This window comes from Streptomyces sp. MZ04 (assembly GCF_004684775.1).
GTDB lineage: Bacteria > Actinomycetota > Actinomycetes > Streptomycetales > Streptomycetaceae > Streptomyces.
Genome location: NZ_SRIC01000016.1, coordinates 41,012 through 61,135 on the forward strand (window position 1 = coordinate 41,012; position 20,124 = coordinate 61,135).

Here is a 20,124-nt window from a genome sequence, read left to right on the forward strand (position 1 = left end):
GCGGAATATGCCTACGAAGGGTTACGCTCGCTGTTCAGCGGGTCAACATTCAAGCGAACTGCCTGTTCAAAAGTAGGAAGTTCCAGTATCCGAAGGCTCAAAGATGGAGAAACCGGGCGCCTCTTCTACCCCATACTTCGCTCAGGACTCACTCACACTGACGGACGGCGACCGAGAGCTCTACCGGCGCATCGCCGGCGGCGAGCACGTGACCGAACGCATGCCGGAACTCGACCGGCTGCTCGCCCTGGGGTTGATCATCCGTGAGCCGTTGCAGGTGGGCCGATACCTGCCCGTTCCCCTGGAACGCGCCGAGCGGCGCCTGCTCGCGTCCGAGCGCGAGGCACTCGAACAGTCGGTTGACCGCCTTGGCGAACTTCCCTCCCTCTTCGAGGACTTGCGCTCACTGAGTCCTCGCCTCAACGAGCAAGCTGCGAACGCCGACGTTCAGTGGCTGGCCGGTGTGGACGCAGTCAACGAGGCGATATCCAACGCGGCTGACGAGGCGAGTGTCGAGATGCTCGCCGCGCAGCCCGGTGAGCGCCCGCGCAATGAGCTCCAGAAGTCCATGTCTCGCGACGCGGAGGCCCTGAGGCGGGGCGTCGGCATGCGAACGCTGTACCACGTGAGCGCACGAAGCAATCCGGCCGTGCGGCAGCGAGTTGACGTCATGGACCCGTTGGGCGGCCAGTACAGAACCCGCGGACAGATGTTCATGCGCTGTGTGGTCATCGACCGGAAGTTCGCGGTCGTGGAGGACCACGCCGACGGCCGCCCGGCCTCGGATGGAGGCTACGTCTTCCGTTCCCCCGCCATCTGCGCCTACATCGCTGACGCCTTTGACCTGGAGTGGACGCGCGCCGAAGAGTGGTACACCGAGGCAGCGGAGCAGGAAACGGTGACAACCCAGATTCAGCGCACCATCCTGCGAGAGCTGTGCGTCGGCCAGGATCAGCAGCAGATCGCCAAGCAGCTCGGGTACAGCTCAAAGACGATCAACGTGCACTTGCACAACCTGCGTAAGCGGCTGGACTTCCAGACCCTGTACCAAGTCGTGCACTGGTGGGCCTCGCCTGCGGCGAGCCTTGAGCGGGAGTTGGACTAGGCGAGCGAGTCCCACCAAGCAACGACCAACTGCCGAATGAAGCCTTCCCCCTCGGCAAGGGTCATGGTCTGCCCAGAAGGGGTGTCGCTCCTTCTGGCGTGCCGGGCCGCAGCCCCGCTGATAGCCGGGTGGTTGGCTGACTGTTTGAACGCCTTGGCGTCCGCGGGAGAGGTCCATCCCTTGCCAGCCAGGGCCTCGCCACCGCCGACGTTGTGTCGCACAATCTCGAAGACCTTCCAGAGGTCATTCCAACTCAGGGACACGCTGGACTGACCCAGAATGTCCAGAGCATCGGCAACGTCCGCGTGGCCTCGGGCAAGTTGGAGCAACGCAGGGCCTGGCGGAGGCGCCAACGGTGCCGGCTGCGAGGCAGCTGTCACAACACCAACGGCCATGGCCTTGCAACGCACTTCGGCCGTGCCCGCGACCACAACATGGTGGCGCTTGCCCTCGCCGCTGGTGTCTACGAATTGGCCGCTCAAGGTGACCGGCCGGAACGAACTGTCCAGGGCGCGAGCCACGCCGGTAGTGTGCTGCAACAATTGGGAAGCAGTTGCCAACAGCCGACCCCCATCATCGATGAGCCCCTCTAGCTCTGCTGAGGCCAAGTAGTAGCCTTCGGCCTCCTTGCTCACTTGTGGCTCACCCTCAGCGAACAGTTCAACGAGCGCATCGAGGTCGAAGACATTACCTTCGAGCCTGGCCATAACTGTCATGGGTGCCCTCCCCGAGCAAGCCTCAAGGCTCGCCTTGGTCGGGGAAGTTACCAGTCATGGCCGGTCATAGCCCCTTCTATGGCGCAAACCGCGGCAGCCCTCAAAATCTGCCGGACAGTACCTAGCGGGCGCTTGGGCGCCCGATGGCCATCACAGAGTCACCCTCGACTGTTGGGCGCCGAGTCGTTCCCCGAGGCGAAGCGACTGAGCAGCTCCCCCACCTTGGGCATGTCGCCAGCCGTGAGACCCGGAACGTGGGCAACAACGACCGTCGCCTCGGGCGTACTCGCCTGGAACGGATCGTCGGCGACCATACCGACGTACTCCTCGGCCACAGCGAGTTGCACCGTCCGCAGGGGAAGCCCGAGCCCCGCGGCAAAGGCCCGGACGACCTTCTTCTCAATCCTGATCGGTTGCCCGTCGGCGACCTTCCAGATCGTCGAGGGCGAGATCTTGTGCCCGGCCTGCGGGTCGACACTGCGCTCGGCCAACTTGCGGTAGGTCATCCCCTTGGGCTTGAGCGCCTCGCGCACAAGATCGGCAAAGGGGGTGCCGGTGCCTTCCTGCGACTCCGCCACTGTCCCGCCCCTGTTCTTGTCGAGAAACACAAACGCTGACATCTAAGCAGTCATCACCCCTACTGAACACCCCTCAAAGCGCGTTGACGTGCGTATTGGCCACGCTTACGGTTGACCGTGTTCGAGAACAGAAACATACGTAACGCCCGTACCTATGGTGTCTACGCCTGTAGCTGTTCGAGTTCTCGCACGCATGGAAGGGGGAGCCATGGCCGACCAGGTGCCGCAGATCACGCCGCCTGACGCCGACGAGTGGCCGGAGCCGACGCCCGAGCAGCTCGACCTCGTCCGCCGAGTCCTCGCCCCGCACATTCACCGCGCACGCGTCGAACACGCCGAGCGGCAGAGCGCAGCATGAGGAGACATCAGCACGTGAGCGACGTCGAGTTCATCGGGCCGCCGCCCCAGCAGAAGAACACCAAGCACGCGCGCATCGCCGCCCAGCTCCGTGCACACCCCAAGGTGTGGGCCGTGGTGCGGCGGCCAGCCTCGATCAGCCGTGCGGCCTCGGCTGCGCAGGCGATCAAGACCGGTCACCTGGCTGCGTACGAGCCAGCCGGATCGTACGAGGCCGTTGCCCGCACGGTCATCGAAGGCGGGCGGACCGAATACCGCGTCTACGCCCGGTACGTCGGCGGTGCGCGGTGACCGACGCCCCGCCACAGCCTGCGACCATCACCCCGACCGGCGTAGTGATCGCTCCGCCCTCGCTCGACCGCGAGGGATGGCTCGCCCTGCGCCGCACGGGGGTTGGCGGCTCGGACGTCGCCGCCGTGCTCGGTATGAGCCGGTACACCTCGCCCATCGAGCTCTACCTCGACAAGGTCGGCGAACTCGACGACATGCCGCGCTCCCCCGAGCTCGCCGAGGCCGCTTTCTGGGGGCACCAGCATGAGCCAACGATCGCCCGCGTGTTCACCGAGCGCACCGGCCTCGGTGTAGTCGAGGGCCCCGGGATGCTCGCCAACGTCGACCGGCGCTGGATGCTCGCCAACGTCGACCGGTACGTGCTCGACGAGGACGCGCAGCCGGCGAGTCTGCTGGAGATCAAGACACGCAGCGCGGTCCAACTCGAAGAGTGGCTCGGCGGTGTCCCGGACGGGCCGGCACTGCAAACGCACTGGTACCTCGCGGTGACCGGCTACAAGCACGCGCACGTCGCCGCTCTGCTCGGCGGTAACCGACTGATCATTCACCGGGTCGAGCGCGACGAGGCCCTCGTCGAGCACCTCGTCGCCCTGGTCGGCGAGTTCTGGCAACACGTGCTCGATCGCGTCCCGCCGCCTGTCGACGGCTCCGAGGCCACCGCCGAACTCCTCGGCCACCTCTACCGCGTCACGCCCGACACCGTGACGGTCGCCGATCCGGCCGAGGTGCTGCCGCTGCTGGAACGTCGGCGCGAGCTCAAGGCACGCGAGCGGCGGACCACCGACGAGCTGCGCAAGGTCGACAACCAGCTCAAGGCCACCGCTGCCGAGGCTGAGGTCGTCAAGGTGCAGGGCGCCGTCGCCTACACCTACAAGCAAAACGGCCCGCTCTCGCCGAAACGGTTCGCCGCCGCGCACCCGGACCTCGCGCAGCAGTACACGCACCGCGTCGACGCGCTCGACACCAAGCGCCTCGCCGCCGATCACCCCGACGAGTTCCGAGCGCACCGCGCTCGACGCCTCGTCGTCGTACCGAAGGAGTCCGCAGCGTGAGTACGAACCTCGCCGCGCGCGTTGAAGCCCGCCGTCAGAACCCGACCACCAAGCAACCGGCCCGCCGCGGCAAGGCCGCGCAGCAGCCCACCCTCGTGCAGTTCGTGCAGTCGATGCGAGGTGAGATAGCCCGCGCCCTGCCCTCCCACGTCGCGAGCCCCGAGCGCATCGCCCGTATCGCGCTCACCGAACTACGTCGCGTCGATCACCTCGCCGAGTGCACACAGGAGTCGTTCGGCGGCGCGCTGATGACCTGCGCGGCACTGGGCCTCGAACCCGGCGGAGTGGGCGGCGAGGCGTACCTGCTGCCCTTCTGGAACAAGAAGGTTCGGGCGTACGAAGTCACCCTCGTCATCGGCTATCAAGGCATGGTCCGCCTGTTCTGGCAGCACCCGGCCGCCGCCGGCCTCGCCGCGCACACGGTGCACGAGGGGGATGAGTTCGACTTCGAGTACGGCCTCGAACCGTTCCTGCGGCACAAGCCGGCCCGCACCGGCCGCGGCAAGCCGACGGACTATTACGCCGTCGCGAAGATGGCGAACGGCGGCTCAGCCTTCGTGGTGATGAACGTCGAGGACATCGAGGCTATCCGCCATCGCAGCAAGGCGCGTGACGCGGGTCCGTGGTCCACGGACTACGGACTACGACGCCATGGCGCGCAAGACCTGCATTCGGCAGTTGTTCAAGTTGCTGCCGAAGTCTGCTGAGTTGGTGCAGGCGGTCGCTCACGACGAGGGCGTGCGGCGCGACGTATCACCCGAGGGGCTCGACGTCCCGCCGGACTACATCGAGGGCGAAGTCGTCGAGCACGCCCCGGTCGAGGACGTGCCCGCGGGGTTCGCCGGCTGGCCCGAGGCTGGCGTGCACTCCGGCGAGGCCTCCACCGCGGCCTGATGTACGACCCGGCCGCGCCTCCCTGGTGCGCGCATTGGGACGGCTCGGAGCGCCGCTATTGCGGCGCTCCGAGCACCCGCCTCTACCTCATCGGCCACCGCTTCCCCTTGCACACTCCCGCGGCCCTTGCTGGCCGCCCAGAGGCCCCCGGATCACCAATGCCATTAAGGAGACGGACCGTTGAGCCGCGCCGCGACGGATTGGGTATGGGACCACGCCACCGCCCGAGGTACCGCTCGAACGGTGCTCCTCGCCATCGCTGACCGAGCGAACGCCGACGCGGTCGCCTACGCCGGCACGGCGATGCTCGTGCAGCGCACCCGGGCGGCCCGTTCGACCGTGCGCGACGCCGTCGACGCTCTGCTCGACTCGGGCGAGCTCGCCGTCGTCGAGGACGTCATCGGGCCCCGCAGAGAGACCGTTTACCGCCTGCCGCTCGTCGCCGCCCACGCACCGTCCGAGAGGGCCGGAAATCGGTTCGGATCTGCATCCGGCCCGGACCGGGAATCGGCCCCCGGGGGACCAGAATCCGGTACGGAGGGGGACCGGAAACCGGTACGAGGGGGAGCGGAGTCCGGCCCCCAGAACAAGAAGAACAAGAGAGAACCAGAAGTACAGCAGCAGCCGCGCGCGACCACCCCCGCCCGCTCCCCGCTGATTCCCGAACTGCACCCCCTCGGCGACGCACTCGCCGCCGCCGGTGTCGCCGTCCGCTGGTCTCTGGGCATCGGCGAGCAGCGCGACGTCAGGCGCCTCGTCCAACAGCACGGCGTCGAGGCACTCGTCGAGCTTGCCGCCCGCCGCGCCCAGCCGGGCACCGAGCCGAAACCGGCCCGCTACTGGCTGCGCGTGTGGGGTGACCTCAATCGCGCGCCGTCCGCCCACCCCGGCCCCAACGTCGCGCCGCTGCGCGCCCCGGGCCCCGCCGCCTACACCGACAACCTCGCCGCTGGCCTCGCCCTGCTGAAAGCCCAAAAGGAGGGCACACCATGATCGACGAACACATCGCCGCCCTACTCGCCTACGCCGGACGCCTCGACTCCCGCGTGCGCCGCGCCCTCGCCGACCCGCAGCAGTCCGCCCGCGCCATCACCGACTGGACGACCGCTCTCGCCGAGGTACCCGCCACCCTGCCCGAGACGAGTTGGGACGCCTCGCACGCCGTGCGCCGCTACTACGAGCAGCGCGGCGGCGACCGATCCGCGCAGTTCCGCGCCGTCGAGCCGCACGACGTCCTCGCCGCATGGGCACCGCACCGTGCCGAGCTCATGAATCGGCACACCGACCCCCTGCCCGACGCCGACCCCGACGACCCGCAGGCTTGGCGCGAGGAACTGCTCGACGCACGGGCCGCGGTTGCCCATGGGTACACCTCACCCGCGCAGTACCGCGCGGAGATCAACCACGCCGGGCAGAAACGTCTCGCTGCCCTCATAGCGGGAGTTGGCGACGGTCCACGCCGCTACATGCCCGAGCACGTCGCGCGCGACCTCGCCGCCTACCGACCGGCCCGTGCCCATCGCGAAGCCCTCGTTGCCGATGGCCTCCCCGATCCGCTCGGTATCCGCTGCCCCCACTGTCACGCGCAGCCCAATCAGCCGTGCCAGAGCGGCTACCGGCGCTACGGGAAGGGACGCCGTGCCCTCACTGGTGTTCACCCCTCGCGGATCCAGGCCCTGATCGCCCAACTCGCGCCCACCACCGACGAGGAGGGCGAGGCCGAGCAGGTCCGCCTCGCCCGGCTCATGTGCCAACCACCCGCCCCACGCGAGATCCGCGCCCGCCACACCTCGGGAGGTACCCGTCGATGACTCCCCCCGCCGCGCGCGCCGTGATCGCCGCGCATCTGACCGACGCCCTCGACGTGCAACCTCATCGGGCCACGCTCACCGCATCCGAGTTGCTCGACCGCCTAGCCATCGAGGGATGGGAGATCAACAGCGCCCAGGACTCGCGACCGGTCGCGCCTCGCGCGCGGGAGACCTCGCGCGCTCGACGCCTCGTCGCTCGGCTGCTGTCGCGCCCTGCCTGCACGAGTGGAGAGGCGAGACCGTGACCGCCGACCACCTCGCCGCCCTGGCCGTGCTGCTCGTCATCGTCTCGGGCATCCCGCTCGGTCGGCGCGCATGCCGCCGCGACCCCGGCCCGCTGCGCCGGCACCCCGCGGACACCCGCGGTGCCTGTTCGCCCACCTGCCCCACGTGCACCGCCCTCGCCGAGGAGAGCCACCGATGAACACCCGCGCCCGTCACGATTCCCGCCGAGGCAGAGTCGCCACCCGCGAGGTCGCGCGCGACGAGCGCCGCGCACGGCTGCGCATCCTGCTCGCCCGCGCCGATCGCGGTCTGCTCACCCCGGAGGACTGCACCCAATTCCGCGGCGACGTCGAGGCCGAGGTCGCCGAATGCGACACCCACCGCCGCAGTGCCGGCGGACACCAAGCCGCATCCATGCGACTGCACAAGCGCATCGAGGCCGCCGAGCAGTGCATCACCGAAACCGAGGCCGAGCGCGACCAGTACGCCGCCCAGATACGGCGACTGCTCACGAGCGAGGAGGGCCGCCGGTGAACCACACCGCCGCCGTGCACGAGACCGTCGCCGCCCTGCGCACCATCCGTGAACAGTGGGCTGAGCTACTGCTCGCCATCGAGATGCCGTCGGCCGACGTCTGGCCACCGCGGCAACTCGCGCACACCCTGCGCGCCACCGACGACGAGCCACTCGTCGTCGAGGAGCGCGCGCCGCTCGTGCTGCGTGAGCACCCCGCGCCGGCCAACCTCGACGCGCTCGATGCCGGCCTCGCCATCGAGCAGCAGGTGTTCGCCCTCGCCGACACCCTCGCCGCCGCCGTCCAGCACGCCGGGCACGGTGACCCCCGGCGATGGGACTTCCAGCACCCAGGCGCAGCAGACGCTCGGGGCGCGGCCGGATCGCGGGCGCACGGTCTGCACTTTGCGTGCGTATGGGTCGAGGGCCGCGTGCTCGACGAGGACACGGAGCCTGAGCAGCAGCTCGACGGCCCCCTCGCCGCCCCGCCGTTCGCTCCCCTGCCCCCGCACCTGCTGTACGAGGCACGGCGCACTGCGTGCATTGCCGAGGGCCGACTACTGCGGGCCCTCGGCCTCGACCAGCGCACTACGCCCGTACCCGACCGGCCGTGCCCGTGGTGCGCTGGTGAGCTCATCCTGCACACCGGTCCCGAGCAGGCGCCGACCGTGGCCTGCACGACCGGCCCCCTATGCACTGCGCCCGTACCGCTCGACGAGCGGGGACGGCGCGTGTGGGGGTGGGGTGATCTGCTCACCCTGGTGGCCGCCCTTGCCAAGGCCGAACACCATGTCGCGGCCTAGCGATATGGCCCGGGGCACGCTCGCCGCGCCTCGGGCCACTCACTCTCGCCGCCACTCGTCACGCAGCCGACGCAGTGCGGCAATGGCTCGTACTGCCTTATCGGAGAGTGCGGGGACCTGATCGAGCACGTACCCCAGTACGAGAACACACCCGCCGAGTGCGGCAACTGCCGCCGTGGCCCAACCGACTGTTTCCATCCGAACCGAGTCGCCTTCCATGAAGGGCAGTCGACTCGGCAGGCATGGCAGCTCGAATCGACCACCATTGCTCTTGGTGATCAAGTCGAGAGCCAAGCCCGAACGCCGGTATCTCGGGTATGCACTTAGGTTTCAGATGCGGAGCACCTTCGGGGCTCGGCTGTCGCCGCCCTTGGGCCCCCGCGCACTTTGGTTCGGCAAAGCGTCGTTAGCCACTGTGCAGTGTCGATGACGTGCGACACCTAAACGTCCAACAGGCTTGCGTAGTTATCGTTTCGTGACCTAATGTTGGCCGCGCCTCCGGCGTGCCCGGAAACGCGTCCCGACCCCGCAAGCCCCGCCGCCTCCCCCTCCGCGACGGGGCTTGCCCATGCGGGTTAGTCGGCTGCGCGACGGCGAACCATGCGCCCACCTGCCTGTGCAGCGATTGCCGCGATTGCTCCGCTCACCACCGTGAGGATCTGCGGGGTGAGCCGAGGAGCGCAGACGATCGTCACAACAACCACGATCACGATCAGCCCCTCGCGCACATGGTCGGTCAGCGGGTGGCGGCGCCCCTGCCGCTCGTCGGTGCGCCTGATGAGCCGACGCCGAGCCTGGTGCTTCACGTAGTACTCCCTCGTCTGTCACGGCCGGGACCAAGAAACAATCGAGCCCCGTCTTTCATCCTTCTATCGGCATATATACAGCTAAACGAACGCGAAGCGGGCTAATCACCCTTGTGCCGCAACAGAGTTGGCCTCAGTGGGACCCTGCTCCGACCAGGGGGAATGTGGACGAGGACTCCACGAGACATGCGAAGATTTCGGCTATTTACTGAGAAATGGACCGCTTAAAGAATCTTGAAAAGAGATTCGCTGGAGCTGCGAACTCGCCCTGCTCGGAGGTGATGCCTTGGCCGAGCCGATCACCGATCGAGACCGCGAGGCAGTGCGGCGCCTACACAGCGAAGGCAAGTCCCGCAACGCCATCGCCCGTCAACTCGGCCGCGGCGCCGCCACCGTAAGCAAGATTGCCGCCGAACTCGGCCTAGCGTTCTCCGGAGCCGCCCGCGCTGCCGCAGCCACCGAGGCCCGACGCGCAGACGCAGCCGCACGGCGCGAGCAGCTCGCCGACGAGGCCCTCGACGGAGCCCTCGGCCAAGTCGAGCGCACCACCACCGCCGACAACGCGCGCGACGCCCGCGACCACGCCACCGCCGCCCGCGCCCTCACCGAAGTGCACGCACGGGTCACAGAGCTCGCCCGCCAGACCAGCACCGGCAGCAAGGGCGCCGCGATGCTCGACCGCCTCGCCGACGCCCTGATCGGTCCGTCCGGAGGTGACCGCGAGGGGGAGTGATGGCCGCTCCCCCGCCCCTCTCCGACAAGCAACTCGACTCGATCCGTGGTGCCCTCAGGCGGATCAACATCTGGCACGGCAGCGTGCGCAGCGGCAAGACCATCGCGAGTCTGCTGTGCTTCCTGCTGATGGTCCGACGCGCGCCCGCCTCGGGCCTGATCATCATCTGTGGACGCAGTCTGCAAACGATCGAGCGCAACATCATCGAGCCGTTGCAGGACCCCGCCCTGTTCGGCGACGTCGCCGACGAGGTACGCCACACCCGCGGCGCGACCACCGCGGTCATCTTGGGGCGCGTCGTACATCTGATCGGCGCGAGCGACGCACGGGCCGAGGGCCGGCTGCGTGGCCTAACAGCCGCGCTCGCCTACGTCGACGAGATCACCCTGCTCCCCGAGCCGTTCTTCGTGCAACTGCTCGCCCGGCTCTCCGTACCCGGTGCACGTCTGCTCGGCACGACGAACCCCGACTCACCCCGCCACTGGCTCAAGACGGGGTATCTCGACCGCGCGGGCGAACTCAACCTGTGCTCCTGGCACTTCAAGCTCGCCGACAACCCCTCGCTGTCGCCCGAGTACGTCGCCGACCTCGCCGCCGAGTACGTCGGCCTGTGGCGCCGCCGCATGATCGATGGGGCGTGGGTGGTCGCCGAGGGCGCCATCTACGACATGTGGGACGAGGCCCGCCACGTGGTGACCGCGCTCCCCGACATGCGCCGGCACTGGTGCGGCGTGGACTACGGCACCACCAACCCGTTTGCCGCGGTCCTGCTCGGCGAGGGCGCCGACGGCCGTCTGTACGTGTGCGCCGAGTGGCGCCACGACTCACGTACAGCGCACCGCAGCATGACCGACGCGCAGTACAGCCGCGCCGTCCGCGCCTGGCTCAACCACCTTGGTGTCACGCCCGAGTGGACGTTCATTGACCCGTCTGCCGCGTCGTTCTCTACTCAGATGTGGCAGGACGGGCACCCGGGCCTCGCCCGCGCCACCAACGACGTCACCGACGGCATCCGGTCCGTGTCGAGCCTGCTCGCCGCCGACCGCCTGCTCGTGCACGACTCGTGCGAGGGCCTGCTCGCTGAACTCCCCGGCTACTCCTGGAATTCGAAAGCCACCGAGCGCGGTGAAGACGCCCCGATCAAGGTCGACGACCACAGCGCCGACGCCCTGCGCTACGTCATCCACTCCACCTCGCACGAGTGGCGTCACCTGCTCACCACATCCACCGGTGTCGGGGGACCGGGATAGTCCGCCCCGTCCGGGCCCTCCACAAGAGCACAGAGCAGTACACCCAGCCGGACAGGGAGATCAGCCCGAACAGTATGCCCAGGGTTGCAACGAGCGCAGCTGAAGGGACCACGCCCAGATACCCCAGCGCCACCGCCAAGCTCTCAACCATCAGCAACCACAGGTTCCAACGTTGTTTCCTGCGAATGACCCGGACGTAGTCTCCGAACCTGCGTTGCTGTGCTGCCTCTTGGGCGGCCTCTTCATCAAGGATGCGCCGTTGACGTTGAGCCCAACGCCGTTGAGTCTCCGCTGTCTCTGGGTCCATCTGCGCAGCGGGCGAGGGGAACACCACGTCACCATGGATGGCACCGGATTGCACGACGTGGCCCTCGACGTTGCCGCTCAACTCGTTGCGTGTGGACGGCTGTTCGCTCATGAGCCGGACGATACGCCTGATGTTCATGTGATCACCACGGGAGGTTGCAATGCCCCTGCCTGAGAACGGGTCAGCGTGGCCGCCCCCGCAGTGGGCCCCGTACTACGCCGAGATGCGCGTCGACGACGCGTGGTACTCCGGTGACCGGCGCCGCCTCGCCCACATCCACGGCGAGCACGAGGTCGCCCCCACCCGCCGCGGCCCGTGGAACCGGCGCCGCGCAGAGCCCGCCCGACTGCGTCACCGACTGCACGTGCCGCTGGCGTCCGACATCGCCGCCGTCAGCGCGCACCTGTTGTTCAGCGACATGCCGTCCCTGCACGTCGAGGACAAGGCCACACAGGCACGCCTCGAAACCCTGGTCGACGAAGGCCAGATACAGCAGGCGTTGCACGCAGGCGCCGAGCAGGGAGCCGCCCTGTCTGGGGTGTATCTCCGCGCCACGTGGGACCGCGACTTGATCGACCGGTCGATCCTGTCCGTCGTGCAGCCCGACAACGTGAGTCCTGAGTTCCGGTGGGGGATGCTGCGGGCCGCGACCCTGTGGCGTGACCTTTCCGGCTCGACTCAGTCGACCGTGTTCCGGCACGTCGAGCGGCACGAGCCCGGCCGCATCCTGCACGGCCTCTACGAGGGCACCCCCGACAATCTCGGCCGCGCCGTGCCCCTGTCCGAGCACCCCGAGACCGCCGACCTTGCGGGCAGTCTCGGTGAGGACGGCGTCACCGTCGAGACCGGCATCACCGATCTCACGATCGTCTACGTCCCGAACATCGGGCCCAACCGGCTGCACCGGTCCTCGCCCATCGGGCGGAGCGACTTCCAGGGCATCAGGGACGTGTTCAACGCCTTCGACGACGTGTGGACGTCATGGATGCGCGACATCCGACTCGCCCGCGCACGGCTGATCGTCCCCGACGGATACCTACGGGACTACGGGCCCGGCAACGGGGCATCGTTCGACGACGACCGCGAAGTCTGGCATTCGCTGAAGATGCCGCCCAACGAGGGCGGCGCCATCACGTTGAGCCAGTTCGAGATCAGGGTCGAGGAGCACCAGCGGAGCACCGAGGCCCTGACCAGACAGGCCGCCCAGTCGGCCGGATACAGCGCCCAGTCATTCGGCCTCGACGCCAACGGCGCCCCGATCACCGCAACCGAGGTCGACAGCCGCGACGCCCTGTCCATGGTCACCCGTAAGAAGAAAACCGGGTACTGGCGCCAGCCCCTCGCGCAGATCCTGCACGTCCTGTTGCAGCTCGACGCCGTGCACTTCGGCCAGCGGATCAAACCGGAACGCCCCCGCGTCGAGTTCGGCGACGGCGTCGCGGAAAGCGAGCAGAGTACGGCGACAACCCTCGACTTGCTAAACCGTGCAGGAGCCGTGTCGACCGCCACGAAGATCAAGATCCTTCACCCTGAGTGGGACGACACCGCGGTCAAGGCCGAGGTCTCCGCGATCCTTGCGGAGACCGGAGCAGCCGCGCCCGACCCAGTCGCAACCTTCCCTCTCATAGAGCGGTGAGGCTTGGCGGATCTACCGGACCGCGCTGGTCACCGCCAGGGCGCTTGCGGTCGAGGTAGGCGACGAAGGCGTCATGTCCGAGCGCCGCGACGGCCACGACCACTAGACCGGTGATCTGCGGCCCGGACTGAACTGTGTCCGTCGCAATAAGACTGCCTACGGCCAAGGTGCTGACCGTGCCAACCGTCGGCAGATTGAATTTGATCTCTTTGCCCTTCACGGATTGCCCTTCTCACGGTGATGAGGGCTCCAGCATGTGCGGCGGATTTGAACCGCGAGAGGGGCATTCACTCGACCGGATGGCATCTTGTCGCGCCCCTTGCGCACGCAAGGGACACCCTGTAGGTTGCGCCGCTTCACGGCAAGTTTTTCGAACTCATATGGGTGAAGTGAGCCAAAATTCAGTAGCGATCTTCTCTGTGTGATAACGGGCCGTGGGGGTGAATCTTGTCTGTTCACCCTGGCATGGTCGAGCCGCTCGCCGAGCGCACCCGCGACCTGTACGCCGCCGCCGAGGAGCGCCTAATCGGCCTCATCGCAAGGCAGTTGGCCGAGGGTCTCGACGCCCCAGGGTGGGCCGAGCGCAAGCTCGCCGCCGTGCAGTCGTTGCGTCGTGCCTCACAGGGCGTGGTCGACGAGTTGGGCAAGGCCGTTCAACTCGACGTGTTCGACGCGGTCGCCGAGGCGTACAACGTTGGGCACCGGGCCGCGGTCGCCGAGCTCGGCGCCCTGTCCGACGAGGCGCGCGCCCTGGTCGACGACGTCACGCCGAACGCACAGGCTGTGGACAGGCTCGCTCAGGAAGCGGTCGACGTGGTCACCTCGACGCACCGCTCGATCCTGCGGGCGGTCGTCGACACCTTCCGGGCGATCGTCGCCGAGGTCACCGCAACGCCCCTGCTCGGCACCGGCAGCCGCCGACAGGCCACCCAGGACGCCATACGCCGCTTTGCCGACGAGGGCATTCGCGCGTTCACCGACCGCGCCGGCCGCCGTTGGCAGCTCACCTCTTACGCCGAGATGGCCGTGCGCACGAGCGTGGGGCGTGCGGCGACTGAGGCGCACATGCGGACCCTGTCCGACGCCGGGATCGATCTGGTCGTCGTGTCCGACGCGCCGCGCGAGTGCCCGCTCTGCCGTCCGTGGGAGGGCCGCACACTGGCCATCGACGGACCGAGCGGCGAGCGCACGGTCGCGGTCGAGCACGCCGTCGAGGACGGCCGCATGGTCCCCGTGCGTGTGGCCGGGACGCTCGACGAGGCTCGCCTCGCGGGATTCCAGCACCCCAACTGCCGTCACAGCGTGTCGGCTTACACACCGGGGCTCACCCGCATTGAGGCCGCCGAGAGCGACCCCGCCGGGTACGAGGCCGGACAACGGCAGCGCACCATCGAACGCCGCATACGCCAGTACAAGCGACGCGAAGCCGCCGCCGTCACCCCCGAAGCGCAGCGCGCCGCACGGACCAAGGTCCGCCAGTGGCAGGGCGCCATGCGCGACCACCTCGCCGCCCATCCGGGCCTACGCCGACTCCGGCACCGCGAGCAGGAGGGAGCGGGGAACCTTCCCGCCTCGCCACGCCCGCCCGCGCCCGATCAGGTCGAGCGCGCCCGCGTGTGGTCCGGCGATGAGCGCACCGTGCGGGAGATGAGCGACGACCAGCTCGCCGCCGCTCTCCGTACGCCGCTCGACGACCGCGCACGGCGCCGGATTGAGGCTGAGGCCGACCGCCGCGACCTCGCCGCCCTGCTCGACCGCGCCGCACCCCGCGGGCGCCTGGTCGAGGATCTGCTCGGCCTGTCCGACGACGACCTCGCCCGCCTGTTCGCCCACGTCGACGAGGTCGACCAGGTGCGCATCATGGCCGAGACCGACCGACGCAACCACGCCGGACAACTCCCCGACGTGCGCCCCGATCTGGTCGGTCTGTCCGACGCCCAGCTCGCCGCCCGCTACCGCGACGCCGGAACGGGACCCGAGGCCGTCGCCATCGCCGCGGAGGCCGCACGCCGCGACCTGCTCAGCAGGCTGTACCCCGGTGGCAACCTGCTCGCCGATCTGACGGGGGTGGGCGACGACGACCTCGCATGGGCAATGCAGTACGCCGACACCGCCGAACTCCTGCGCATCGCCGCGGAGATGGACCGCCGCGACGCCGTCGACCTCCCCCCGCCCGCCAGCACCGGCGACGCCGTCGACGACCTGCTCGCCGACCGCGACGCCCTCGCCGAGGCCATGGGCGACCATGTGCCCGGACCGGCCGCATGGGGCGCCCTCGCCGCCGACCAGGGCCTCGACGACCACCTCGACGACGACGCGTTTTGGGCCGACTTACGCGACGCCGCCGCACTACACCGCGGCGACGACGAGGACCAGGACGAGCGGCATCTCATCACCCGCCGCGAGGCCCGCGCCCTGTACGACGAGTACGTCTATCGGCAGTACCTCGCCGCCGAATCAGACTGCCGCGGCTACCTGCTCAGCAAGAAGGCCCAGGCCGCCGGGCACGCTCCGGTATCCCTGTTCAGCGGGCCCGCACGCATCGCGCACGCCCGCGCGAGCGACGAGCTGAAAGAGTGGTGGGCCGAACACGGCAGGCTCACGCAAGTCGAGTTCGTCGAGCAGGTGACCGGCAAGCCGCAGCGATGGGCCGACAGCGCCCGCCACAACGAGTCGGACCACCAGAACAAGAGGTGATCATGGGCACGCGCGAGGACATCGTGAAGGCAATCATGGAAGGCCGCGACGCAGGCCGCAGGGGCGACGAGCCGACCGCGTGCCCATACCCGAGCACGTCGACGCTACAGACCGCATGGATCAAGGGTTACGCCGACGGCCGCCCCATACCCCCGCAGAATCCCGGTGCCGCGTAACCCACGTCTTCGGCTCGCTTTCCTCCAAGATGCAACTCTGTACCGCTAAGGATGTTGCGTCGTCGCGGAATGAAACTTCACCTCCACTATGTCGATGAAGACCCTTTCCCTCTTGGATGAAGCGGCATCTGTGAACCTTCTCCAGGACATTCGATTCCTGGCCCAATATTCTCTATTTGCATTCTCGCGAAAGAATTCTTCGAGCTGCAAACCCGCTTGATCATCCGTCATTTCCTTGATGAGGTATACGGATAGCCACCAGGAGACGACCATGTTGGCGAACAGTGCCTGCCGGGCTTCTTCATCTGAGAGGCTGGCAATGCTGCCGCCAGTCCAACAGGCACGGAGGGCAGGGTCGTTGATAGCCATCTCCGAGAGTTCTCGGTGATAGGTCCTCATGCTCTCTTCTCTAGCAATCCTCGTCTGCTGATACTGGTAGAGGAGTGAAACCATGACGCCTAGTAGCGCAACAGCTGAGATGATCAGCGAGAGTACAGCCATTGATTGACCCCTCCAGAGGTGACGTTCTGCGTTGCTCTGTTCCGCAATTCATTGCGTCGAGCGTCGGTCATCCCGACACGGTCGATCAGTAGGGCCCTTATCCCCTATTTTTCAGTTGTATAACCGGGCACGCCAGGAGCGGCCCTTTCCTTAGCCCGCATACGGTCGAGCGCCAGGCGCGCACGGCCCCGGACACCGTCCCAGGAGGACCCGTGTCGACTCCCGCCCCGACCATCGCGCCCGCCTCGAATCCGGCCTCGACCGGCGACCCGCAGACCCCGGCCGCGCCGAGCACCAGCTCGACGCCGCAGACCCGGCAGACTCCGCAGCAGGGAGAACCGCAGGACGTCGCGTCGCTCCCCGAGTGGGCCCAGAAGCTCATCAAGGACACGCGCGCCGAGGCCGCCGACTACCGCACCCGTGCCCAGCAGGCCGCCCCGCAGCCGACGACTCCGCAGACCCCGGCCGCGCCGCCCGTCGAGGCCGCCGAGGGCGACGTGACCCGGTTGCCGAAGTGGGCACAGCAGGCACTCGCCGACAGCACAACCGCCGCACGGCAGGCCGCCGTTCAGGCCGCCGTTGTCCAGGCCGCGCCGACCGCCAGGGCAGACATTGCCCGCCTGCTCGACTCGGCGTCGTTCACGGCCGCCGTCGCGCAGATCGACCCGACCGACACGGCCGCCGTGGCGGAAGCGATCACGAACGCCGTGACGGATCAGCCGTGGCTCGCCGCGGTCCCGCAGACGCCCGCCAAGTCGGGCGCCGACTTCAGCGACCCCGGACCGGGGGCCGTCACCGCCGAGCAGTTCGGCGCCATGTCCTACGCCGAGCGCGCTGACCTGTTCCAGTCCGACCCCGAGACGTACCGGCGCCTCGCCAACCACTGACCCGCCCGGCCGCCCGCCGGGCCCCCTAACGCCCGGCCACCGCGCCGGAAAAGGAGCACCCACCCATGGCTAAGACCACGTCCGCACAGATGATCGTCCCTGAGGTGTGGGGCGATATGGCACAGGCCGAGTTCCTCGGCAAGGTCCGCGTAGCCGGATCTGCCGCCGTCGTCGAGGACAACACCCTTGAAGGCGCGCCCGGCCAGGAGATCGAATTCCCCAAGTGGGGGAGTCTCGGCGAGCTGGACGAGCTGACCGAGGCAACGCCGATGACGCCGGTGGCCATGTCGACGAGCTTCGCCAAGGCCGTGATCAAGGAGGCCGGTAAGGCCGTCGAGATCACCGACAAGGCCAAGCTGGTCAGCCTCGGCGACCCCGAGGCCGAAGCGCGCCGCCAGTTCGGCGTTCTGGCCGCGCGCAAGGTCGACGCCGACCTGATCACCCAGGCGCAGGCCGACGAGACGACCCTCGGCGGGGGCAATCCGCTGAAGTTCACCACCGCCGCGACCAAGACCAAGTTCACGTGGCTGGACTCCATGGTCCCCGGCATCGCGCAGTTCGGCGACGAGTGGGAGCCGGACGACTTCGCGGGCCTGTTCCTGAACAGTGCGCAATACGCCGACGCGCTCGCGGACCCGCAGTTCGTCGACGCGTCCAAGCTGGGCAACGGCCCCTCCGCCGCCGTCGCGGGCAGTATCGGCCGCATCGGTGGCGTGAGCGTCTTCCTGACGAACCGCGTCACTGCCGGAAAGCTCCTGCTCATGAAGCGGGGCTCTCTCGGCCTGCTCTACAAGCGGCGCCCGCTGGTCGAAGACGACCGCGACATCCTCGCCCGCTCGACCGTCGTCACCACGACCCTGCACTACGCGGTCAAGCGCCTGAGCGACCGCGGCGTGTGCGTCGGCACCCTCGCCACCACCTGACCGAGAAGAAACGGTTCCCCATGATGCTGCGCCGCTACCACCCCACCCCGCCGGACGACGCCGAGAACGCCCCGCAGGCAGCCAAGCCCGCGGGGCGTTCTGCTGCCCGCGCCAAGGCCAAGAAGGAGTAGCCCCGTGCCCCGTGTCTACGCCACCCCCGAGCAGCTCACGGCGTGGACCGGGAAACCGGCCCCGCCGGATGCCGAGCGGCTGCTCGCCCGCGCGTCCGAGGACATCGACGACGCGCTCGTGCGGGCGGTCTACCTCACCGACGACGCAGGCATGCCCACCGACCCGACCATCGTCGCCGCGCTCCGGGACGCCGCCTGTGCTCAGGTCGAGTACCAGCTCGCCACGGGCGACGACGGCACCGGCGCGGCCGGCCGGTGGGACTCCGTGAGCATCGGGCCCGTGTCCCTGTCCGGCCGCAAGGACGGCCCGACCGCGCCCGGCGAGGTCGACCTCGCCCCGCGCGCGCACCGTGCACTCACGCGGGCGGGACTGCTGCCGGGGGTGATCTGGTGAGCCGCGTCCCCGATTGGCTGCTGCGCCACGAGGTGAGTGTCGAGCCCTACCTCGGCACCTCGGCATACGGGCCCCGCTACGGGCCCGCGGCCACCGCCCGCGCCCTGGTCTCCGAGACCGTCAAGCACGTGCGCGACCGCACCGGCGCCGAGACCGTATCGACCGCGCAGATCATCGCCGCCCCCGATCTGGTCTGCCCGACCGGATCACGGATCACCCTCCCCGACGGCCGCACGACGACCGCGCTCACCGTCGCCCACCACAACGCGCCGGGCCTGCCCGTGCCCGCCAGTACGGAGGTGATGTGCGAATGACACAGCGCACCCGCCTCCGTTGGAACGGCGACGCCATCCTCGCCACGACCCGCCAGGGCGCCGCCCGCGGTCTGCGGCTCGCCGCCGAGCACGTCCTCGAAGTCTCCCGCCGCCGCGTCCCGATCGAAGAGGCCACCCTCGAACGCTCCGGAACCGCCACCGTCGACGAGACCGCGCTCACAGCCGCCGTGTCCTACGACACCCCCTACGCGGTCCGCCAGCACGAGGAGATGACCTATCGCCACGACGTGGGCCGCACCGCGAAGTACCTCGAAGTGCCCATGACCGAGGAGGCCGACGCCGTCACAGCGATCATCGCCGCACAGGTCAGGCGGTCCCTGCGGTGAGCTTCCTTGTCGACGTCGTCGACAGCCTGGCCCGCCTGCTCGACGAGCGGGCGGTCGGTGTCTACCGGCCCGATGGCACCTATGCCGACGGCGAGACCGCCATCACCGACACCGTGATGCCCGACGGACCCGACCGCGCGATCGTGCTCACCGCGTACCCGGTCACCGAGTCGGCCGCGCTCACTGACACCGTGCTCGCCGTGCAAGTGCGCACCCGCGCAGGCCCCGACCCGCGCGAGGTCACCGACCTCGACGACGCCGCGTTCGCCGTCCTGCACGCCAGCGGGCGCCACACCTTCGGCAGCGCCCGCATCACGCTCATCTACCGCTTCTCATCCGGCTCACTCGGCGCCGACGCCAACGGCCGCCAGGAGCGCACCAGCAACTACCGGCTGCGCGCGAACCGCTCGGCCCCACACCTTGAGTAGGGCCGGGCTACCGGTGCTGCGCGTTCAGCCGCCGCAGTTGCAAGGCCCTCCGCTCTGGCAGCCGCAGCTACAGCCCGGACCACATGTGCAGTCCATGGCGCAGTCCGGAGGTACTGGCTTGTCGCTCATCGAATCAGCCTCCCAATCTGTGCAGTTCTCACCTACCGGTTCAAGCGAACACCCGCACCGACCTGTGCAGAAGTGCGCTACCGGCCACGAATGGAGCCCTCGCCCGGCCCCCCGTTGCGC

At 68.8% G+C, this 20,124-nt stretch carries 28 protein-coding genes; 22 read left to right on the forward strand and 6 right to left on the reverse strand.

From position 1 onward, the window contains the following. Positions 1-103 precede the first annotated feature (103 nt). Positions 104-1,105, forward strand: a complete 1,002-nt coding sequence (locus E2651_RS06110; protein ID WP_135329957.1) for a helix-turn-helix domain-containing protein — start codon at positions 104-106, stop codon at positions 1,103-1,105. On the opposite strand, the gene E2651_RS06115 is transcribed toward E2651_RS06110, so the two are convergent. Both E2651_RS06115 and E2651_RS06120 read right to left on the reverse strand, forming a co-directional pair. Then, positions 1,102-1,821, reverse strand: coding sequence for a hypothetical protein (locus tag E2651_RS06115; RefSeq protein ID WP_135329958.1), 720 nt, complete (start codon positions 1,819-1,821; stop codon positions 1,102-1,104). The genes E2651_RS06110 and E2651_RS06115 overlap by 4 nt on opposite strands. Before the next feature lie 158 nt (positions 1,822-1,979). Beyond that, entirely contained in the window at positions 1,980-2,399 is a 420-nt protein-coding gene (locus E2651_RS06120; protein ID WP_135329959.1) for a hypothetical protein, read from the reverse strand. Between the two features lie 208 nt (positions 2,400-2,607). On the opposite strand from E2651_RS06120, the gene E2651_RS43780 reads away from it, so the two are divergent. The 11 genes from E2651_RS43780 to E2651_RS06170 all read left to right on the forward strand — a co-directional run bounded on the left by E2651_RS43780 (position 2,608) and on the right by E2651_RS06170 (position 8,345). Continuing rightward, positions 2,608-2,757, forward strand: a complete 150-nt coding sequence (locus E2651_RS43780; protein ID WP_167828713.1) for a hypothetical protein — start codon at positions 2,608-2,610, stop codon at positions 2,755-2,757. Positions 2,758-2,771: 14 nt separating this feature from the next. Next, a complete protein-coding gene (locus tag E2651_RS43785; protein ID WP_167828714.1) occupies positions 2,772-3,047 on the forward strand; it encodes a hypothetical protein in 276 nt (91 codons plus the stop codon). Next, positions 3,044-4,099: a lambda-exonuclease family protein gene (locus tag E2651_RS06125; RefSeq protein WP_167828715.1), complete on the forward strand. Its 1,056-nt coding sequence runs from the start codon at positions 3,044-3,046 to the stop codon at positions 4,097-4,099. Before E2651_RS43785 ends, E2651_RS06125 begins: the two co-directional genes overlap by 4 nt. Further along, positions 4,096-4,806: a recombinase RecT gene (locus E2651_RS06130; protein ID WP_135329961.1), complete on the forward strand. Its 711-nt coding sequence runs from the start codon at positions 4,096-4,098 to the stop codon at positions 4,804-4,806. The genes E2651_RS06125 and E2651_RS06130 overlap by 4 nt, the downstream gene beginning before the upstream one ends. A 4-nt stretch (positions 4,807-4,810) precedes the next feature. Continuing rightward, positions 4,811-4,993: a hypothetical protein gene (locus E2651_RS06135; RefSeq protein WP_245238603.1), complete on the forward strand. Its 183-nt coding sequence runs from the start codon at positions 4,811-4,813 to the stop codon at positions 4,991-4,993. 243 nt (positions 4,994-5,236) lie between these two features. Then, positions 5,237-5,986 carry a hypothetical protein gene (locus tag E2651_RS06145; RefSeq protein WP_135329964.1) on the forward strand — a complete coding sequence of 250 codons (750 nt, stop codon included), beginning with the start codon at positions 5,237-5,239 and terminating at the stop codon, positions 5,984-5,986. Further along, entirely contained in the window at positions 5,983-6,804 is an 822-nt protein-coding gene (locus E2651_RS06150) for a hypothetical protein (RefSeq protein ID WP_135329965.1), read from the forward strand. The genes E2651_RS06145 and E2651_RS06150 overlap by 4 nt, the downstream gene beginning before the upstream one ends. Further along, a complete protein-coding gene (locus tag E2651_RS06155; protein WP_135329966.1) occupies positions 6,801-7,049 on the forward strand; it encodes a hypothetical protein in 249 nt (82 codons plus the stop codon). Before E2651_RS06150 ends, E2651_RS06155 begins: the two co-directional genes overlap by 4 nt. Further along, the gene (locus E2651_RS06160) at positions 7,046-7,228 is read left to right on the forward strand and encodes a hypothetical protein (RefSeq protein WP_135329967.1); all 183 of its coding nucleotides are present in this window, start codon (positions 7,046-7,048) and stop codon (positions 7,226-7,228) included. The genes E2651_RS06155 and E2651_RS06160 overlap by 4 nt, the downstream gene beginning before the upstream one ends. Continuing rightward, complete coding sequence (locus E2651_RS06165; protein ID WP_135329968.1) at positions 7,225-7,563, forward strand: hypothetical protein; 339 nt, start codon at positions 7,225-7,227, stop codon at positions 7,561-7,563. The genes E2651_RS06160 and E2651_RS06165 overlap by 4 nt, the downstream gene beginning before the upstream one ends. Continuing rightward, positions 7,560-8,345 (forward strand): hypothetical protein, encoded by a 786-nt coding sequence (locus E2651_RS06170; RefSeq protein ID WP_135329969.1) that lies wholly within the window; start codon positions 7,560-7,562, stop codon positions 8,343-8,345. The genes E2651_RS06165 and E2651_RS06170 overlap by 4 nt, the downstream gene beginning before the upstream one ends. Positions 8,346-8,920: 575 nt before the next feature. Here E2651_RS06170 and E2651_RS06175 read toward each other — a convergent pair. Further along, a complete protein-coding gene (locus E2651_RS06175; RefSeq protein WP_135329970.1) occupies positions 8,921-9,151 on the reverse strand; it encodes a hypothetical protein in 231 nt (76 codons plus the stop codon). 286 nt (positions 9,152-9,437) lie between these two features. Here E2651_RS06175 and E2651_RS06180 point away from each other — a divergent pair, with 286 nt between their 5' ends. After that, on the forward strand, positions 9,438-9,884 hold the full coding sequence (locus E2651_RS06180; protein WP_135329971.1) for a helix-turn-helix domain-containing protein: 447 nt from the start codon (positions 9,438-9,440) through the stop codon (positions 9,882-9,884). Beyond that, the gene (locus tag E2651_RS06185) at positions 9,884-11,134 is read left to right on the forward strand and encodes a PBSX family phage terminase large subunit (RefSeq protein ID WP_135329972.1); all 1,251 of its coding nucleotides are present in this window, start codon (positions 9,884-9,886) and stop codon (positions 11,132-11,134) included. The genes E2651_RS06180 and E2651_RS06185 overlap by 1 nt, the downstream gene beginning before the upstream one ends. On the opposite strand, the gene E2651_RS06190 is transcribed toward E2651_RS06185, so the two are convergent. Beyond that, on the reverse strand, positions 11,100-11,552 hold the full coding sequence (locus E2651_RS06190) for a hypothetical protein (protein ID WP_135329973.1): 453 nt from the start codon (positions 11,550-11,552) through the stop codon (positions 11,100-11,102). The genes E2651_RS06185 and E2651_RS06190 overlap by 35 nt on opposite strands. Positions 11,553-11,601: 49 nt before the next feature. Here E2651_RS06190 and E2651_RS06195 point away from each other — a divergent pair, with 49 nt between their 5' ends. After that, positions 11,602-13,077: a phage portal protein gene (locus tag E2651_RS06195; protein ID WP_135329974.1), complete on the forward strand. Its 1,476-nt coding sequence runs from the start codon at positions 11,602-11,604 to the stop codon at positions 13,075-13,077. On the opposite strand, the gene E2651_RS06200 is transcribed toward E2651_RS06195, so the two are convergent. Then, positions 13,064-13,297, reverse strand: a complete 234-nt coding sequence (locus E2651_RS06200) for a hypothetical protein (RefSeq protein ID WP_135329975.1) — start codon at positions 13,295-13,297, stop codon at positions 13,064-13,066. The two genes, E2651_RS06195 and E2651_RS06200, sit on opposite strands and share 14 nt — an antisense overlap. 227 nt (positions 13,298-13,524) lie before the next feature. Here E2651_RS06200 and E2651_RS06205 point away from each other — a divergent pair, with 227 nt between their 5' ends. Next, positions 13,525-15,774 carry a phage minor capsid protein gene (locus tag E2651_RS06205; protein WP_167828717.1) on the forward strand — a complete coding sequence of 750 codons (2,250 nt, stop codon included), beginning with the start codon at positions 13,525-13,527 and terminating at the stop codon, positions 15,772-15,774. 221 nt (positions 15,775-15,995) lie between these two features. Here E2651_RS06205 and E2651_RS06210 read toward each other — a convergent pair whose 3' ends face one another. Next, positions 15,996-16,451, reverse strand: coding sequence for a DUF6082 family protein (locus E2651_RS06210; protein ID WP_135329976.1), 456 nt, complete (start codon positions 16,449-16,451; stop codon positions 15,996-15,998). Between the two features lie 212 nt (positions 16,452-16,663). Between E2651_RS06210 and E2651_RS06215 the strand changes: the two genes are divergently transcribed. From E2651_RS06215 to E2651_RS06240, 6 genes are all read left to right on the forward strand, one after another. Continuing rightward, positions 16,664-17,338 carry a hypothetical protein gene (locus E2651_RS06215; RefSeq protein WP_135329977.1) on the forward strand — a complete coding sequence of 225 codons (675 nt, stop codon included), beginning with the start codon at positions 16,664-16,666 and terminating at the stop codon, positions 17,336-17,338. Between the two features lie 65 nt (positions 17,339-17,403). Continuing rightward, complete coding sequence (locus E2651_RS06220) at positions 17,404-18,261, forward strand: phage head protein (RefSeq protein ID WP_135329978.1); 858 nt, start codon at positions 17,404-17,406, stop codon at positions 18,259-18,261. Positions 18,262-18,396: 135 nt separating this feature from the next. Next, positions 18,397-18,786 carry a hypothetical protein gene (locus E2651_RS06225; protein WP_135329979.1) on the forward strand — a complete coding sequence of 130 codons (390 nt, stop codon included), beginning with the start codon at positions 18,397-18,399 and terminating at the stop codon, positions 18,784-18,786. Continuing rightward, entirely contained in the window at positions 18,783-19,100 is a 318-nt protein-coding gene (locus E2651_RS06230; RefSeq protein WP_135329980.1) for a hypothetical protein, read from the forward strand. Before E2651_RS06225 ends, E2651_RS06230 begins: the two co-directional genes overlap by 4 nt. Next, positions 19,097-19,447 carry a minor capsid protein gene (locus E2651_RS06235; protein WP_135329981.1) on the forward strand — a complete coding sequence of 117 codons (351 nt, stop codon included), beginning with the start codon at positions 19,097-19,099 and terminating at the stop codon, positions 19,445-19,447. Before E2651_RS06230 ends, E2651_RS06235 begins: the two co-directional genes overlap by 4 nt. Beyond that, entirely contained in the window at positions 19,444-19,875 is a 432-nt protein-coding gene (locus tag E2651_RS06240; protein WP_135329982.1) for a minor capsid protein, read from the forward strand. The genes E2651_RS06235 and E2651_RS06240 overlap by 4 nt, the downstream gene beginning before the upstream one ends. The last annotated feature ends 249 nt before the right edge of the window (positions 19,876-20,124 follow it).